This is a genomic window from Mycobacterium sp. NGS11 (assembly GCF_059813315.1).
Window position 1 is genome coordinate 54,809 of the sequence record NZ_JCALEJ010000017.1, and the last position, 16,792, is coordinate 71,600.

General features: G+C 67.2%; 17 protein-coding genes and 1 pseudogene. 8 read left to right on the plus strand and 10 right to left on the minus strand.

All coding sequences use genetic code 11. The features are described 5' to 3' along the window. Positions 1-121 precede the first annotated feature (121 nt). Together AC5Y4T_RS18380 and AC5Y4T_RS18385 are read right to left on the minus strand one after the other, a co-directional pair. A complete protein-coding gene (locus AC5Y4T_RS18380; RefSeq protein WP_499916897.1) occupies positions 122-580 on the minus strand; it encodes a hypothetical protein in 459 nt (152 codons plus the stop codon). Positions 581-585: 5 nt separating this feature from the next. Further along, a complete protein-coding gene (locus AC5Y4T_RS18385) occupies positions 586-1,764 on the minus strand; it encodes a 3-ketosteroid-9-alpha-monooxygenase, oxygenase component (protein ID WP_499954705.1) in 1,179 nt (392 codons plus the stop codon). 115 nt (positions 1,765-1,879) lie between these two features. On the opposite strand from AC5Y4T_RS18385, the gene AC5Y4T_RS18390 reads away from it, so the two are divergent. Continuing rightward, positions 1,880-2,404: a gamma carbonic anhydrase family protein gene (locus AC5Y4T_RS18390; RefSeq protein WP_499916893.1), complete on the plus strand. Its 525-nt coding sequence runs from the start codon at positions 1,880-1,882 to the stop codon at positions 2,402-2,404. Here AC5Y4T_RS18390 and AC5Y4T_RS18395 read toward each other — a convergent pair. From AC5Y4T_RS18395 to AC5Y4T_RS18415, 5 genes and pseudogenes are all read right to left on the minus strand, one after another. Beyond that, positions 2,401-2,808, minus strand: coding sequence for a nuclear transport factor 2 family protein (locus tag AC5Y4T_RS18395; RefSeq protein ID WP_499954707.1), 408 nt, complete (start codon positions 2,806-2,808; stop codon positions 2,401-2,403). The genes AC5Y4T_RS18390 and AC5Y4T_RS18395 overlap by 4 nt on opposite strands. Beyond that, positions 2,805-2,873: pseudogene (locus tag AC5Y4T_RS18400) on the minus strand (16S rRNA (guanine(966)-N(2))-methyltransferase RsmD); the annotation flags it as partial. The gene AC5Y4T_RS18395 and the pseudogene AC5Y4T_RS18400, both read right to left, overlap by 4 nt. A gap of 4 nt (positions 2,874-2,877) precedes the next feature. Beyond that, complete coding sequence (locus tag AC5Y4T_RS18405) at positions 2,878-4,074, minus strand: thiolase family protein (RefSeq protein WP_499954709.1); 1,197 nt, start codon at positions 4,072-4,074, stop codon at positions 2,878-2,880. Then, complete coding sequence (locus AC5Y4T_RS18410; protein ID WP_499916886.1) at positions 4,074-5,138, minus strand: thiolase family protein; 1,065 nt, start codon at positions 5,136-5,138, stop codon at positions 4,074-4,076. The genes AC5Y4T_RS18405 and AC5Y4T_RS18410 overlap by 1 nt, the downstream gene beginning before the upstream one ends. Positions 5,139-5,153: 15 nt before the next feature. Continuing rightward, positions 5,154-6,149, minus strand: a complete 996-nt coding sequence (locus tag AC5Y4T_RS18415; protein WP_499947485.1) for a Zn-ribbon domain-containing OB-fold protein — start codon at positions 6,147-6,149, stop codon at positions 5,154-5,156. Between the two features lie 66 nt (positions 6,150-6,215). On the opposite strand from AC5Y4T_RS18415, the gene AC5Y4T_RS18420 reads away from it, so the two are divergent. From AC5Y4T_RS18420 to AC5Y4T_RS18430, 3 genes are all read left to right on the plus strand, one after another. Then, the gene (locus AC5Y4T_RS18420; RefSeq protein WP_499954711.1) at positions 6,216-7,256 is read left to right on the plus strand and encodes an LLM class F420-dependent oxidoreductase; all 1,041 of its coding nucleotides are present in this window, start codon (positions 6,216-6,218) and stop codon (positions 7,254-7,256) included. 74 nt (positions 7,257-7,330) lie between these two features. After that, positions 7,331-8,047: an acetoacetate decarboxylase family protein gene (locus AC5Y4T_RS18425; RefSeq protein ID WP_499954713.1), complete on the plus strand. Its 717-nt coding sequence runs from the start codon at positions 7,331-7,333 to the stop codon at positions 8,045-8,047. Beyond that, positions 8,044-9,267 carry a cytochrome P450 gene (locus tag AC5Y4T_RS18430; RefSeq protein WP_499954715.1) on the plus strand — a complete coding sequence of 408 codons (1,224 nt, stop codon included), beginning with the start codon at positions 8,044-8,046 and terminating at the stop codon, positions 9,265-9,267. The genes AC5Y4T_RS18425 and AC5Y4T_RS18430 overlap by 4 nt, the downstream gene beginning before the upstream one ends. A 59-nt stretch (positions 9,268-9,326) precedes the next feature. Here AC5Y4T_RS18430 and AC5Y4T_RS18435 read toward each other — a convergent pair whose 3' ends face one another. After that, positions 9,327-10,166: a hypothetical protein gene (locus AC5Y4T_RS18435; RefSeq protein WP_499954717.1), complete on the minus strand. Its 840-nt coding sequence runs from the start codon at positions 10,164-10,166 to the stop codon at positions 9,327-9,329. A 103-nt stretch (positions 10,167-10,269) separates the two neighbouring features. Next, complete coding sequence (locus AC5Y4T_RS18440) at positions 10,270-11,097, minus strand: crotonase/enoyl-CoA hydratase family protein (protein ID WP_499917626.1); 828 nt, start codon at positions 11,095-11,097, stop codon at positions 10,270-10,272. 70 nt (positions 11,098-11,167) lie between these two features. On the opposite strand from AC5Y4T_RS18440, the gene AC5Y4T_RS18445 reads away from it, so the two are divergent. The 4 genes from AC5Y4T_RS18445 to AC5Y4T_RS18460 all read left to right on the plus strand — a co-directional run bounded on the left by AC5Y4T_RS18445 (position 11,168) and on the right by AC5Y4T_RS18460 (position 16,082). Next, complete coding sequence (locus AC5Y4T_RS18445; protein ID WP_499916872.1) at positions 11,168-12,820, plus strand: acyl-CoA synthetase; 1,653 nt, start codon at positions 11,168-11,170, stop codon at positions 12,818-12,820. Beyond that, the gene (locus AC5Y4T_RS18450; RefSeq protein WP_499954719.1) at positions 12,817-13,584 is read left to right on the plus strand and encodes a fructosamine kinase family protein; all 768 of its coding nucleotides are present in this window, start codon (positions 12,817-12,819) and stop codon (positions 13,582-13,584) included. The genes AC5Y4T_RS18445 and AC5Y4T_RS18450 overlap by 4 nt, the downstream gene beginning before the upstream one ends. A gap of 123 nt (positions 13,585-13,707) precedes the next feature. Further along, a complete protein-coding gene (locus AC5Y4T_RS18455; protein WP_499947490.1) occupies positions 13,708-14,535 on the plus strand; it encodes an amidohydrolase family protein in 828 nt (275 codons plus the stop codon). Then, complete coding sequence (locus tag AC5Y4T_RS18460) at positions 14,532-16,082, plus strand: acetolactate synthase large subunit (RefSeq protein ID WP_499954721.1); 1,551 nt, start codon at positions 14,532-14,534, stop codon at positions 16,080-16,082. Before AC5Y4T_RS18455 ends, AC5Y4T_RS18460 begins: the two co-directional genes overlap by 4 nt. Here the strand turns inward: AC5Y4T_RS18460 and AC5Y4T_RS18465 are convergent. Continuing rightward, positions 16,068-16,781, minus strand: coding sequence for a hypothetical protein (locus AC5Y4T_RS18465; RefSeq protein ID WP_499954723.1), 714 nt, complete (start codon positions 16,779-16,781; stop codon positions 16,068-16,070). The genes AC5Y4T_RS18460 and AC5Y4T_RS18465 overlap by 15 nt on opposite strands. Between the last annotated feature and the right edge of the window lie 11 nt (positions 16,782-16,792).

Sequence of the window (16,792 nt, forward strand, 5' to 3'; positions counted from 1 at the left end):
AGCGACAACATTCGCGAATCGCGCTGTCGCGCCGGCGTTGTCGCTCGAAGGTGGGCAATACACCAATGCCGGAGCGGCGGCCCGTTCATAACCGCGGGCAGGGCCCGGAGTTGACGTCCGCTCAGTCGTCGTCCGGCTCGTCGTCGAGGTCCAGATAGCCCTCGGCGACCGCATGCTCGATGCTGTCACCGAGTTTGGGGCACGACCTCGTGCGCGCGGTGTCGCCCCCGGACGCACGCACCTCGGTGAAGTGCGCACACCGCTGCCACGCCTCGGTGTTCCATTGCACCGCGGTGTGTCCGGGCCCGAGCCTTCGAACGGTGACCCGCACGTGGCAGAACCGGCAGTCGACCGGCAACAGACCCGAGTTGAGGTAGCGCTCGCGGTCGGCCCGACTGGCCTCGGCGACCGCAGCGGCGCGCTGCGGATCGTCGGTGAAATCCCTTGATTTCGACCAGGACCCACCCTTGCGTTCGGGGCCGGCTCGATGCTCGTCGTGGTCGTGATGATCGCCGTGCAGCAACAACATCGACCGCGCGAGCTGATCGACGTCAGGTACCGCCGGCTGATCCTCGCTCATGATTCCTAGTGTTGGTTGGCCGGCACGTCGTCGGTGGCGGGCTCGTCCGCCTCGGAGTCCTTGGCCTTGAGGTTCTGCTCCACCTCGGCATTCCAGTACTCATTGGCTCGGGTCGTGTCGACCTCGATCTCGAAGCGCTCCACCATCTCCGGCTCGATGTCGGCGACGTCGACGTAGAACTGCTGGTACCAACGACGCAACTGATAGACCGCGCCGTCCTCTTCGACCAGCAGCGGATTGTCGATGCGGGTCTTGTGCTTCCAGATCTCGACGTCCTGCAGGAAGCCCTTGCTGACGCCCTCGGTGAACACCCTCGACAGCTTGTCGGTCATCTTTTCGTCCATGCCCTTGGGCTTTTCGACGATGACACCCCACTGCAGCATGAACGAGTTCTGGGTCACCGGGTAGTGGCAGTTGATCAGGATCGACTCGGCCTTGTAACCGCCGTAGCTATTGTGCAGCCAGTTGATCATGAACGACGGCCCGAAATAGGACGCCTCCGAATCCAGGTGCGCCTCACCGTAAGACGTGCCGAGGTCGTTGACGTCGGGCCGGCCCACGTTGTGCAGGTACTGCGAGGCGATGTGGCCCTCGAACACGTTCTTGAAGTACGTCGGCAACCCGAAATGGATGTAGAAGAAGTGCGCCATGTCGGTGACGTTGTCGATGATGTCGCGGCAGTTGGAGCCCTCGATGAGGATGCTGTTCCACCGCCACTCGGTCCACTCGTCGCTGTGGGATTCCGGGATGTCCGGGATGCGCACGGCGGGGTCCGGCGGATTGTTCTCGTGGTCGTGCCAGACGAACAGCAGGCCGCCGCGCACGTCGGTCGTCCACGACCGGGTCCGCGCCGTCTTGGGTGTGCGCTTGGCGTACGGGACCAGCTTGCAGCGGCCGTCGCCGCCCCAGCGCCAGTCGTGGAACGGGCAGGCGACCTCGTCGCCCTTGATGGTGCCCTCGGAGAGGTCGCCGCCCATGTGGCGGCAGTAGCCGTCGAGCACCTTGATGTCGCCCTGCGAGTCGGCGAAAACCACCAGCTTGGTGCCGAACGCCTCGATCGAGTGCGGCTTTCCGTCCTGGAAGTCCTTCGCAACGCCCAGGCAGTGCCAGCCGCGGGCGTATCTGGTCGGCAAGGCGCCGGGATCGATCTCCCGGATGCCGACCGCCTTGGTGTCGGTACTCACCTGTCACCTCCAACTCGCTGGGCCTCTAACTAGAACACGTTACAGTTTTGCAGCGGGCGCGCGCAACGACGGCGAGCCTGGCCATGGCATATGCGCGCTGCGGTATATCTAAACGATGCCGCTGTTTGCGTTCGAGGGCCGCGCGCCACGGGTCGATCCCACCGCTTTCGTGGCCCCGACGGCCACTCTGATCGGCGATGTCGTGGTGGAGGCGGGGGCCTCGGTCTGGTTCAACGCCGTGTTGCGCGGCGACTACGGGCCGATCGTGGTGCGCGAGGGCGCCAACGTCCAGGACGGATCGGTGTTGCACGCGCCACCCGGCATCCCGGTCGACATCGGTCCCGGTGCGACGGTCGCGCATCTGTGCCTGATTCACGGGGTGCACGTCGGCCAGGAGGCGCTGATCGCGAACCACGCCACCGTTCTGGACGGTGCGGTGATCGGGGCGCGCAGCCTGGTGGCCGCGCACTCACTGGTGACGGCGGGCACCCAGATCCCGGCCGGGATGCTTGCCGTCGGAGCGCCGGCGCAGATCAAGGGCCCTGTCGCCGGGACCGGCGCCGAGATGTGGGTCAAGGTGAACCCGCAGGCCTACCGCGACCTCGCCCAGCGGCATCTGGCCGGGCTGGAGCCGCTCTAGACTTTGCGCGTGTTGGCCGCGGCGCGTTCCATCTCCCAGTAGGCGCGCAGGGCCACCATCTTGCCCTCGGCGTCGACCCGGTAGGTGAAAACGCCCTCGGCTGTCGTCTGGTACTCACCCGTCGTGATGAGGATGTGCCCGACGTTGGCTTCTTCGTTGCCGCACTGGTAGGTGTCGCGGAAGAAGAACTCGATCTTGCTGGTGGGGGCGATGGCCTTGTCCCAGAAGGCCGCGATGGCGTCACGGCCCCGGTGGCCGAGGCCTTCGGGGTCGAACACCGAGGGCCCGATCGGGTCCTCGACGATGGCGTCGTCGGCGAATACCGCCAGCCAGGCGTCCTTGTCCCGGGCCGCCACCGCCTCGCGGGAGCGGCGGCCGGCCTCGTGCGCGGGATGCTCACTCAACGGCGCCGCTCCTCATCGCTGCGTCCCCCGCAAGCGGGCGGTACCCCCACTGCATCGTCGTCGGCGGGCTCACGAGACCTGCTGGGCCGCGGGCTTGTCAGCACCGACCACCCACATCGAGTAGTACTGGGAGCCACCGCCGTAGGCGTGTCCCAGGGCCTTTCGCGCGTTGGGAACCTGGTGGTCGCCGCCCTTGCCCATTACTTGAATGGCCGCTTCGGCGAAGCGAATCAGGCCCGACGCGCCGATCGGGTTCGACGACAGCACCCCGCCGGACGGGTTCACCGGCAGCCGACCGCCGATCTTGGTTTCGCCCGCTTCGGTGAGCTTCCAGCCTTCGCCCGCGGCGGCAAACCCGAGGTTTTCCAACCACATCGGTTCGAACCAGGAGAACGGGACATAGATCTCCGCGGCGTCGATCTCGTCGATCGGGCTCTCGATGCCGGCGGCCTTCCATAGTGCCGCGGCGGCGTCACGGCCGGCCTGCGGGCTGACCTGGTCGCGTCCGGCGAACTGCAGCGGCTCGGTGCGCAACGCGGTGGCGTGGATCCACGCCACCGGATGTCCTTGCGCCAGGCGGGCTTCGGCGGCCTCCTCGTTGCCGATTACGACGGCGGCGGCGCCGTCGGACGACGGGCAGGTCTCGTCGTAACGGATCGGATCCCACAGCATGGGCGAGGCCATCACCTTCTCGACGGTGATGTCGGGTTGGTGCAGATGTGCCAGCGGGTTCTTGACGCCGTTGAGCCGGTCCTTGACCGCGACCATGGCGCCGATGTTCGTCGGCGCGCCGGTCCGGCGGATGTAGGAGCGCACGTGCGGGGCGAAGTAGCCGCCCGCGCCGGCGCCCACCGGCTTGATGAACGGGATGGGAATCGACAACGCCCACATGGCGTTTGACTCCGACTGCTTCTCCCAGGCCATCGCGAGCACGCGCCGGTACTTGCCGGACTGGACCAGGCTGGCGGCAACCACGCCGGTAGAACCGCCGACCGATCCGGCGGTGTGCACCCGGATCAGCGGCTTACCCGTGGCGCCCATGGCGTCGGCCATGAACAGCTCGGGCATCATGACGCCCTCGAAGAAGTCCGGCGCCTTGCCGACCACGACGGCGTCGATGTCGTCGAAGGTGGAACCGGAATCGGCCAGCGCCCGGTCGATGGCCTCGCGCACCATGCCGTTCATCGAAACGTCTTGGCGCTTGGCGACGTACTTCGTTTGTCCGGTACCTAGTACCGCAGCAACGTTTGGCCCTGCACCGGCCATCAGTTCTTTCCTTCCATCACCGCGACCAGGTTCTGTTGTAGCGCAGGCCCGCTGGTGGCGTGCGCCAGCACCCGCTCAGCAGAACCGTTCCAGATGTGTTGTGCCGCAAAGCCGATGCGTTCGAGACCGGCGACGAACATGGGATTGGCCGCCAGCGCGCCGCCGGACGGGTTGACCTTGGTCGGTCCCGGTATCCGGATGGCTTCCGCGATGATCAGGTGTTGGTGGGTGAACGGCGCGCAGATCTCGGCAACGTCGAGGTTGTCGGTCCGCCCGCCGGTGGCCACCTGGGCGGCGGCCTTGGTCGACGGGGACTCGGTGAGGTCCCGCGCGCCCAGCACCGGCGTTTCGATGCGATGCTCGATTCCGGTGATCCAGGCCGGGTTTTCGCGCAGCTCGCGCGCCCGGTCGCCGGCCGCGAGCACGATGGCCGCGGCGCCGTCGGTGATCGGGGCGATGTCGTGGCGGCGCAGCGGGTCGGCGAAGAAGGGCCGCTCGAGCAACTCGGCCACGCTGATCGACCCCTCCACGTTGTCCACCCGGCGCGCGTTGGCGAAGGAGTCGAAGGCCACGCGCGCCATCTGCTCCTCGGTCCACTTGCCGGTGTCGAGCCCGATGCGCGCCTGCAGCCCGGCCATCGAGATCGAATCCGGCCACAACGGCGCGACGGTGTAGGGGTCGGTCTGCCGCGTCAGGATCTGACGCAGGATGCCCGCCGAGGACTTGCCGAAGCCGTACACCAGCGCGGTGTCGACCTCGCCGGTCAGGATCTTGATGTAGGCCTCGTAAAGCGCCCAGGCCGCGTCCATCTCGACGTGTGATTCGTTGATCGGCGGAACGGCGCCGATCGAGTCGATCGCCGAGATGAACGAAAATGCCCGTCCGGCAAGGTAATCAGATGATCCGGAGCACCAGAAGCCGATGTCGGTCCGGCTGATGCCCAGCTCCTCGTACAGCTGGGCGAAGCACGGGATCAACATTTCGACACCGTTGGTGGTGCCGTCGGTGCGGCGGACGTGCGGTGCGTGGGCAAAGCCGACTACCGCGACGTTGCGAGCGCTCATGTGTTCTTAAGCCCTTTACAGGTGGTGCTTGTAGGTGTCGTAGTCGGCGTCGGGTTCCCCGGTCGGCCGGAAGTACTCGATGTTGTCGATCCCAAATCCCCACTCCTCGCGGGGTTTCCACACCGCCTCGACGCGCATGCCCATCCGCACCTCGTGGGCGTCGATGTCGGCGACCAGATGGAGGAACGGGATGTCGGAACCGTCGAGCAGCACGTAGGCCGCCACGTACGGGGGCTTGATGCGCTGACCCTGGAACGGGATGTTGATGATCGCGAACGTCGTGACGGTGCCCTTGTCCGGCAATTCGATGAACTCGGTCGTCGGCTGGCCGGTGGCGGGGTCGGCGCCGTGCGGCGGGAAGTAGACCTTGCCGTTCTCGCCCGTCTTCGCGCCGAGCAGCTTGCCCTGCGCGATGGCCCGCAGGTAGGCGCTCTCCTCGTGTGAGGCGCTGTGCTGAATCGTCAGCGACACGGGCGTGACGACCATGGTCACCGGGTCTTTGTCGCCCTCCGAGTGCTCCGTCACGGCCTCGGCTTCCTCACCGAGCTCGAAATACGCGATGTCGGTGATGGCGCCTACCGGCTCGTCGGCCCAGCGCACATGTACCCGGGTGCCGGTCTTGATGTTCTTCGGCTCGCCCGCGTCCACCGCGTGGATCAGCGGGGTGTCGGCGCCGTCCAGCTTGATCAGCGCCCAGGCGAACGGCCTGTCCAGCGGCTGGCCCTCCATGGGCTCGGGCTGCCAGGTCCACGAGACGACGGTGCCGACACTGGACACCGGTACCATCTCGCCCAGCGGCTCATAGGTGACCGGGTCATACTCCGCCGGCGGCACGTGCACCCGGCCATCGGATCCGCGCACACCCAGGACGTGGCGGTCACGCAGTGCGGTGAAGAACTTGCCCAGCGTGGGGCCGACCGAACGGGTGTAGTCGAAGGACAACGTCAGTGGCGCGGCGAGCGGTGGCTCAGGGTGATCCATCAGGGGCGGGCTACTCGAACTGGCTGTCACGCCATCGAGTAGAACAGGTTCTAAGAACGGATTCAACATCGGGTCTGCTATCCGGAAGGGAAGACGATGAAGCTGGGATTGCAGCTGGGATATTGGGGCGCTCAGCCGCCCCAGAACCATGGCGAACTCGTCGCCGCCGCCGAGGAGGCCGGATACGACGCCGTCTTCACCGCCGAGGCCTGGGGCTCGGACGCCTACACACCGCTGGCCTGGCTGGGCTCGTCGACATCCCGGGTGCGGCTGGGCACCTCGGTGGTCCAGCTGTCTGCCCGCACGCCGACCGCCTGCGCGATGGCCGCGTTGACGCTCGACCACCTCTCCGGCGGACGCCACGTCCTCGGCCTCGGCGTCTCCGGCCCGCAGGTGGTCGAGGGCTGGTACGGCCAGTCGTTCCCCAAACCGCTGGCCCGCACCCGGGAATACATCGACATCATCCGGCAGGTGTGGGCGCGGGAGGCGCCGGTGACCAGCGCCGGCCCGCACTATCCGCTGCCTTTGCAGGACGGGGTCCGGGGACCGGCGACGGGTCTGGGCAAGCCCCTCAAGCCGATCACCCATCCATTGCGGGCCGACATCCCGATCATGCTCGGCGCCGAGGGACCCAAAAACGTCGCGCTGGCCGCCGAGATCTGCGACGGCTGGCTGCCGATCTTCTACACGCCGCGCATGGCCGACACCTACAACGAGTGGCTGGACGAGGGATTCGCCCGCCCGGGGGCGCGCCGCAGCCGGGAGGACTTCGAGATCTGCGCGACGGCCAACATCGTCATCACCGAGGACCGCAGCGCCGCGTTCGCGGCCATGAAGCCCTACATCGCGCTCTACATGGGCGGCATGGGTGCCGAGGACACCAACTTCCACGCCGACGTCTACCGCCGGATGGGCTACGCCGAGGTGGTCGACGACGTGACGAAGCTGTTCCGCAGTGGACGCAAGGAAAAGGCCGCGGAAATCATCCCCGACGAGGTGATCGATGACGCCGCGATCGTCGGCGACCTCGACTACGTGCGTAAGCAGATCAAGGCCTGGGAGGCCGCCGGCGTCACCATGATGGTGGTGTCGGGCCGCAGTACAGAGCAGGTCCGCGAGCTGGCGACGCTGATCTGACGCCCGGGCGCAACAAACGAGAACACGTTCTAATTTTCTTGCAAGAGACTTAGAACGCGTTCTAGATTGTCCGGATGACAGCTTCGCAGCACACCATCGCGGGCAGGGTGCTCACCATGCCGGTGCAGATCCGCAAGGCGACCCAGCACATGGCGATGTTCTCTGTCGACGCGGACGCCGCGCAGCAGATGATCGACTACAGCGGCCTGCAGGTCTGTCGTTACCTGCCAGGCCGGGCGATCGTGGTCCTGATGTTGATGCAGTACATCGACGGCGACCTTGACCAGTACAACGAATTCGGCACCACCGTGATGGTCAATCCGCCCGGGTCGACGGCGAGTGGGCCACGAGCCCTGCAGTCGGCGGGCGCCTTCATCCACCACCTGCCCGTCGACCAGGCGTTCACGCTGGAAGCTGGAACGAAGATCTGGGGCTACCCGAAAGTGATGGCGGACTTCACCGTTCGGGAAGGCCGTCGGTTCGGCTTCGACTGCACAGTCGACGGGCAATTGGTGGTCGGCATGGAATTCGGCCGCGGACTGCCATTTCGGCTCACCCCGCGCACGCAAGCGCAGCGGAGTTACTCGCACCGCGACGGTGTCACATGGGAGACCGCCTTCGACTCCACGCTGGACGGCGTGCGCACCAGATTCGGCGGGGTACGCGTCCGGCTCGGCGACCACCCCTATGCGAAAGAGTTGGCGTCGCTGGGCCTTCCGAAGCGCGCGATGCTGTCCAGTTCTGCTGACCCAGTACAAATGACGTTCGGCGACGCACAGGAGATTTCATGACTTCGACCATCCCGGAAGCAATCTCGAACATCGACCTGACCGACGGCAATTTTTACGCCGACCGTCGCACCTCGCGGGAGGCCTATCGCTGGATGCGGGCCAACCAGCCGGTGTTTCGTGATCGCAATGGGCTGGCCGGTGCCACCACTTATCAAGCCATCCTTGACGCCGAACGCAATCCGGAACTGTTCTCCAGCACCGGTGGCATCCGTCCCGAGCAGCCCGGCATGCCCTACATGATCGACATGGACGACCCCGCACATCTGTTGCGGCGCAAACTCGTCAACGCCGGTTTCACCCGCAAGCGGGTGAAGGAAAAGGAACCGTCGATCGCCAGGTTGTGCGACACCCTGATCGACGCGGTGTGCGAGCGCGGCGAGTGTGACTTCGTCCGCGACATCGCCGCCCCGCTGCCGATGGCGGTGATCGGCGACATGCTGGGCGTGCTGCCCTCCGAACGCGGCATGCTGTTGAAATGGTCGGACGACCTGGTCTGCGGGCTGAGCTCGCACATCGACCCGGAGTCGGAGACAGCCCAGGCGGTGATGGCCGCATTCGCCGCGTACACCGAATTCACTTCCGCCATCATCACCAAGCGGCGAGCCGAGCCCAATGACGACCTGTTCTCCATCTTGGTGAACGCCGAGGTGGAGGGCCAGCGGATGTCCGACGACGAGATCGTCATGGAGACACTGCTCATCCTCATCGGCGGCGACGAAACCACCCGTCACACATTGAGTGGGGGCACCGAGCAGCTGGTGCGCCACCGCGACCAGTGGGATGCGCTGGTGCGTGACCCGTCGCTGCTTCCCGGCGCTATCGAGGAGATGCTGCGCTGGACATCGCCGGTGAAGAACATGTGCCGAACCCTGACCGCCGACACCGAATTCCACGGCACCTCACTGCGTGAGGGCGAAAAGATCATGCTGCTGTTCGAGTCGGGCAACTTCGACGAGTCGGTGTTCGACGAGCCGGACAACTTCGACATCAGCCGTAACCCGAACAGCCACATGGCTTTCGGCTTCGGCACCCACTTCTGCCTGGGGAACCAGCTGGCCCGCCTGGAGTTGTCGATGATGACCGAGCGGGTGCTCAAGCGGCTGCCGGATCTGCGACTGGCCGACGACGACTCGACCCTGCCGCTGCGGCCGGCGAACTTCGTCAGCGGACTGGAAGCGATGCCGGTGGTGTTCACCCCGAGCGCCCCGCTGCTGAGCTGATTGGCTTTGCGCCGAGCGTGCACTCACGGCGAGTTTTTCGCTGATTTCTCGTCCTGAGTTCACGTTCGGCGCTTCCAAGCCGCCGATACCCGAGCGAGAATGCCGCCGGCCGTGTCTTCGGCGGTCACCCGGATGACGATCCACCCGAGCTCCGTCAGCGACTCCAATCGCGCGATGTCTCGATTGAATTGCCGTCGATCGGATCGGTGGTGGTCGCCCTCGTACTCGACGGCCAGTTTGATGTCCTCCCAGCCCATATCGAGGACCGCGACGAGCTCGCCGTAGTGGCCGTGGACCGGAATCTGCGTCCGCGGGCAGGGATAACCGGCGTCGATGAGCAGCAATCGCAACCACGTCTCGCGTGGCGACTCGGCCCCCGCGTCGACCATGGTCAGCGCGCGGCGGGCACGACGGACATTTCGATGTCCCGTGTAGCGGTCAGCGAGCAGCTGGGCTTCGGCGATGTCGAGATTCGTCGCCCTCACCAACGCGTCGAGAGCCGCGACGGCTTTGCCGACGGGATTGCGGCAGGCGATATCGAACGCCGTACGCGCCGCGGAAGTTGCGAGCATATCGCCGATCGACCGGACTTCGTTGTGCGACAACGAGTCCGACCAGGTGTTGATACCGGGCGGCGGACGGCGGTGTTCGTAGAGCAATTGTGCCGGCGCTTGGTGGTCGACCCATTTGGCCCCGTGCAGCGCCGCGGCGGAGCGCCCGGCGACGATGCCTCGGCGCCGCGACCACAGCCACGCCGCGCATGCGCGCGTTGTGGCGGTCAGTTCAGTGCCGGGGGCGACGTAGACGTCGGGGTGCACGGCGACGAATCGGCTGCGCAGCCGGTGCCGCGTCAGAGCGCCGGTTGCGAGCGCCTCGCTGCCGATGAAGGGTTCGCGCACGCAAGCAGTGTGGCGCGCAGGACCGACAACGTCGCCGAACGTGACGTCACGGCGACGAAATGGCCGAAAAGCCGCCATGAGTTCACGCTCGGCGAAGAGGGGGCTAGCGGTTTTTGAAGTTGGGCTTGCGCTTCTCGGCGAACGCCCGGGGGCCTTCCTTGGAGTCCTCGGAAAGGAACACCGGGATGCCGTTGGCGGTGTCGGGCTTGAAGGCCTCTTCCTCGTGCATCCCCTCGGTCTCGCGGATGGTCTTGAGGATCGCCTGTACGGCCAGGGGTCCGTTGTTTTCGATGACCTCCGCGATCTCGAGCGCCTTGGTCAGCGCCTGCCCGTCGGGCACTACGTGGCCGATCAGGCCCATGTCCTTGGCTTCGGCGGCGGTGATGTGCCGTCCGGTCAGCAGCAGGTCGCAGGCCACGGTGTAGGGGATCTGGCGCACCAGGCGGACGGCGGAACCGCCCATCGGGTACAGGCTCCATTTGGCCTCGGAGATACCGAATTTGGCGCTCTCGCCGGCGACCCGGATGTCGGTGCCCTGCAGGATCTCGGTTCCCCCCGCGATCGCCGGGCCCTCGACGGCGGCGATCAGCGGCTTCTTGAGCCGGCGACCCTTGAGCAGAGCGTCGATTCGCGACGGGTCGTAGCTGCCGTCCTTGAACGAGTCGCCCGGCGGCTTCTGGGTCGCCGCCTTGAGGTCCATGCCCGCGCAGAAGTAGCCACCGGCGCCGGTCAGGATGCAGACGCGGATGTCGTCGTCGTTGTCGACACGGTCCCAGGCCTGGACCATGATTTCCATCATTTCGGTGCTCAAAGCGTTGCGGCGGTGCGGCCGATTCATGGTCACGATGAGGGTGTGACCACGCTGTTCCACCAGCGCATCCGGGCCGGTTGCCCCGTTTTCGGTGTTTGCTGGGGTTCCGGCATTCTCCACGGTCACGGCTACCGCCTTTCCCTCGACAATGGGCACGAGCTTGCCTCGAAATGTAACACGTTCTAATTTGGTGGCCGTGGCCCTGAATATTGCCGACCTTGCAGAGCACGCCATCGACGCTGTGCCCGACCGTGTCGCCCTGATCTGCGGCGACGAGAAGCTGACCTACGCCCAGCTGGAGGAGAAGGCCAACCGCCTGGCTCACTACCTGATGGAGCAGGGGGTGAAAAAGGACGACAAGGTCGGTCTGTATTGCCGCAACCGCATCGAGATCGTCATCGCGATGCTCGGCATCGTCAAAGCGGGCGCCATCCTGGTGAACATCAACTACCGCTACGTCGAGGGCGAGCTGCGCTACCTGTTCGAGAACTCCGACATGGTCGCGCTGGTGCACGAGCGCCAGTACTCCGACCGGGTGGCCAACGTGTTGCCCGATACGCCCAACGTCAAGACGATCCTGGTCGTCGAGGACGGCAGCGACAACGACTTCGGCCGCTACGGCGGCGTCGAGTTCTACTCGGCGATCGCGCAGAGCTCACCCGAGCGCGACTTCGGCGAGCGCAGCGCCGACGACATCTACCTGCTCTACACCGGGGGCACCACCGGCTTCCCGAAGGGCGTGATGTGGCGCCACGAGGACATCTACCGGGTGCTGTTCGGTGGAACCGACTTCGCCACAGGCGAATTCGTCGAGGACGAATACGACCTGGCGAAGGCCGCGGCGGCCAACCCGCCGATGGTGCGTCACCCGATTCCACCGATGATCCACGGCGCCACGCAGTCGGCCACCTGGATGTCGATCTTTTCGGGGCAAACCACCGTGCTGGCACCGGAATTCAACGCCGACGAGGTGTGGCGCACGATCCACGACCACAAGGTGAACCTGCTGTTCTTCACCGGTGACGCCATGGCGCGACCGCTGCTCGACGCGCTGCTGGCCCACCAGGACGAGGGCAACGAGTATGACCTCTCGTCGCTGTTCCTGCTCGCCTCCACCGCAGCGCTGTTCTCGCCGAGCATCAAGGAGAAGTTCCTCGAGCTGCTGCCCAACCGGGTGATCACCGACTCCATCGGATCTTCGGAGACAGGATTCGGCGGCACCAGCATCGTCGCCAAGGACGCCCCACACAGCGGCGGCCCGCGCGTGACGATCGACCACCGCACCGTCGTGCTCGACGAGGAGGGCAACGAGGTCAAGCCCGGCTCCGGTGTGCGCGGCTTCATCGCCAAGAAGGGCAACATTCCCGTCGGTTACTACAAGGACGAGAAGAAGACCGCCGAGACGTTCAAGACCTTCAACGGCGTGCGGTACGCCATCCCGGGCGACTGGGCGACCGTCGAGGAGGACGGCACCGTCACGATGCTGGGCCGCGGCTCGGTGTCGATCAACAGCGGCGGCGAGAAGATCTACCCCGAGGAGGTCGAGGCCGCACTCAAGGGTCACCCCGACGTCTTCGACGCCCTGGTGGTCGGCGTGCCCGACCCCCGCTACGGGCAGCATGTCGCCGCCGTCGTCCAGCCCCGGCCCGGCGCCCGGCCCGCGCTGTCGGACCTGGACAGCTTCGTACGCTCCGAGATCGCGGGCTACAAGGTACCGCGCAGCCTGTGGCTGGTCGACGAGGTCAAGCGATCGCCCGCGGGCAAACCCGACTACCGCTGGGCCAAGGAGCAGACCGAGGCCCGCCCGGCCGACGACGTGCACGCCGCCCACGCCACTGCGTGACCGACTTCGTCAAACGTAATCCCGCCGCGCCCGCCGGCTTCTTCGCGTGGGAAGCCGCAGGGCTGCAATGGCTTTCCGCCGCCGAAGGTGGCGTGCCGTGCGCGCGGGTCGTATCCGTCGACGACGCCAGCCTGACCCTGCGGCGCCTGGAATCGGTGGGCCCGACCCCCGAGGCCGCGCGCACGTTCGGCGGCCGGCTGGCCGTCACGCACGACGCCGGCGCCCCGGCGTTCGGGGCCGGGCCGGACGGCTGGGACGGGCCGGGCTTCTTCGGCCCGCTGTCGCGGCCCCTGCCGATGTCGCTGTGCCCGCACCGCGCCTGGGGAGAGTTCTACGCCGAGGAACGGCTGGGCCCGATGGCCGAACTCGCGGCGCCTCGGCTCGATGCCGCCACCCGCGACGCCGTCGACTCCGTCGTGAAGCGTTGCCGTGCGGGCGATTTCGACGACGACGACCGGCCGGCCCGGTTGCACGGCGACCTGTGGAGCGGAAACGTGATGTGGACTCCCGACGGTGTCGTGCTCATCGACCCGGCCGCACACGCCGGCCACCGCGAGACGGACCTGGCGATGCTTGCCCTGTTCGGCTGCGCGCACTACGACGAGATCATCGCGGGTTACCAGGAAGTGCGACCGCTCCGGCCCGGCTGGCGCGACCGCACCGGCCTGCACCAACTCTTTCCGCTGCTGGCGCACGTCGTGTTGTTCGGCGGCGGGTACGCGCAGCAGACCCACGCCTGCGCCCGCGCCGCGCTGACCATCTGAGGTCGGCCGGGACCGGTCTAGAGCTGATTGCCCGCCTCGCCCCCTCGCCGCTGAGCGGCTGGGGGTACCCCCACCTCCCGCCGCTCCGCGGCGCGCATCGTCGGCGGGCTAAAGTCCAATCGCATGACGATCGATGTCTGGATGCAGCATCCGACCGCGCGGTTTCTGCGCAGCGACATGCTCGCATCCCTGCGGCGGTGGACGGGCGGGACAATCCCCGACACCGATATTCCGATCGAGGCGACCCTGGCATCGATGGACGCCGCCGGCGTCGAACTGGGTGTGCTCAGCGCCTGGCGCGGCCCGGGTGGAGAGGACCTGGTCTCCAACGACGAGGTGGCGCAATGGGTTGCCGCGCACCCGCAGCGGCTCGCCGGCCTGGCCGCCGTCGACCTGGACCGCCCGATGGAAGCCGTCCGCGAGCTGCGGCGCCGGGTAGCCGACGGCGGGTTCGTCGGGCTGCGGGTGGTGCCGTGGTTGTGGAACGCCCCGCCCACCGACCGTCGCTACTATCCGCTGTTCGCCGAGTGCGTAGAGTCCGGCGTGCCGTTCTGCACGCAGGTCGGCCATACCGGCCCGTTGCGCCCGTCGGAGACCGGCCGGCCGATTCCCTACATCGACCAGGTGGCACTCGATTTCCCGGAGCTGGTGATCGTCTGCGGCCACGTCGGCTATCCCTGGACCGAGGAGATGGTCGCGGTGGCCCGCAAGCACGAGAACGTCTACATCGACACCTCGGCGTACACGATCAAGCGGTTGCCGGACGAACTGGTTCGATTCATGAAGACCGGTACCGGGCAACGAAAAGTGTTGTTCGGCACCAATTATCCGATGATCACCCACGAGCACGCGTTGGCGGGACTGGACCAGCTCGGGCTGTCCGACGAGGCTCGCCGAGATTTCCTGCGCGGCAACGCCGAACGAGTTTTCCGACTGGAGGCAATGAAGTGAACGGTGCCCTGGCCCTGATCAACACCCTGGTCGACGGCGGTGTCGACGTGTGTTTCGCCAACCCGGGCACGTCGGAGATGCACTTCGTCGCCGCCCTGGACGCCGTGCCGCGGATGCGCGGCGTGCTGGCGTTGTTCGAGGGGGTCGCCACCGGCGCGGCCGACGGCTACGCCCGCATCGCCGATCGCCCGGCCGCGGTGCTGCTGCACCTGGGCCCAGGGCTGGGCAACGGCCTGGCCAACCTGCACAACGCGCGTCGCGCGCGGGTGCCGATGGTGGTGGTCGTCGGCGACCACGCGACGTATCACAAAAAGTACGACGCCCCACTGGAATCCGACATCGACGCGCTCGCCGGCACCGTCTCGGGCTGGGTACGGCGGACCGGTGACGCCTCCCAGGTCTCGGCCGATGCCGTCGAGGGCATCGCGGCCAGCCGGTGGGGTTCGCAGATCTCGACGTTGATCCTGCCCGCCGACGTGTCGTGGTCGGAGGGGGCCCAGTTGTTCTCCAACCTGGAGGCCCAACCGACGGGCGCCGATCCGCTGCTGGCGCCCGAGGTGCTCGAGGTGCTTCGCTCCGGGGAGCCGACGGTGATCATGGTGGGCGGCGATGCCACCCGCAAGGCCGGGCTGGCGGCGGCCACCCGCATAGCGGCGGCGACCGGTGCCCGCGTGCTGTGCGAAACCTTTCCGGCCCGGCTGGAGCGCGGCGCCGGCGTCCCCGCCGTAGACCGGCTCGCGTATTTCGCCGAGGCCGCCACCGCCCAACTCAACGGTGCCAAGCATCTGGTGCTGGCCGGCGCCAAGTCGCCGGTGTCGTTCTTCGCCTACCCCAACATGCCCAGCGATCTGGTTCCGGCCGGCTGCGAGGTCCACGTGCTCGCCGAATACAGCGGCGCCGCAGACGCTTTGATCGCCCTGGCCGATCAGGTCGCGCCCGGCACCGAGGCTCCGGTGGCGCCCGCGTCGCGTCCCCAGCTGCCGACGGGCGCGCTGACCTCCGCGTCGGCCGCCGACGTGATCGGGGCGCTGCTGCCCGAAGCCGCGATCGTGGTCGACGAGTCGAACACCTCGGGCGTGTTGCTCGCGGGCGCGACCGCGGGCGCGCCGGCGCACGACTGGCTGACGCTGACCGGCGGAGCGATCGGCTACGGCATCCCGGCTGCGGTCGGCGCCGCGGTGGCCGCCCCGCATCGTCCGGTGCTGTGTTTGGAGTCCGATGGCTCGGCGATGTACACGATCTCGGGATTGTGGACCCAGGCCCGCGAGAATCTCAACGTGACCACCGTGCTGTACAACAACAGCGCCTACGACATCCTCCGGATCGAGCTGCAACGCGTCGGTGCCGGGTCGACCCCCGGGCCCGAAGCGCTCGCGCTACTCGATTTGTCGAACCCCACAATGGATTTCGTGAAGATCAGCGAGGGCATGGGGGTGCCCGCCCGGCGCGTCACCACCGCCGAGGAACTGGCCGATTCACTGCGCGCCGCCTTCGCCGAACCTGGGCCGCACCTGATCGACGCCGTGGTGCCGTCAATAACGGGCTAGCGTCGGCAGCCGGCTCAGCAGCCAGTCGGTCAGCGTATCGACCACGTCGACGCCCGTCTCGAAAGCGCCGTCGTCCGCGTCAGCGGCGAGTGCTACACCCCACTGGCCGGAAGGGGTGGGAACGATGCCGAACTGGCGGACCAGGTACCCGCCGTGTACGCCCGGCCCCCAACCGCCCTTCGCGGCAAGGCCTTTCGCGGCCAGCCCCCACTGATCGCCGGGCACCAGGCGTTGCATCAGATCGATCACTTCCACGGCGTCCGGGATGGTCGACAGCTCCGCGGCGAACCGCGCTTGCCGTTGCAGGCTCCACTCGGTTTGGCCGAATGCGGTGAACCCGCGGCGGAGCCGTCGTGATTCGACCACCGTCGCGGTGTCGCCGCCTTCGGCCACCACGACCTGAACCCGTCGCGCGGCGTCCATCGGCTCGCCCAATTGCGACCACAACTGCTCGGAGGCGCGATTGTCGGATTCGGTGATGGCTTTCACGGCCAAATCGCGGGCACCCAGCCAATCATTGCGCAGCGCCGCTATCGCCAGGGGCACCTTGATCGTCGACCACGCCACGCCCGACCACCAGCTGCCCAGCGAGAACGTTCGGTCCGGGCGGGCGATCGCGACGCCGACGTTCGCCGGCACCGCGGCGGAAAGCTGTTCGAAGCTCGCTTCCAGCGCGAGTTCGAGAGGCCGTGCGGTCATGCCCTGGTTGC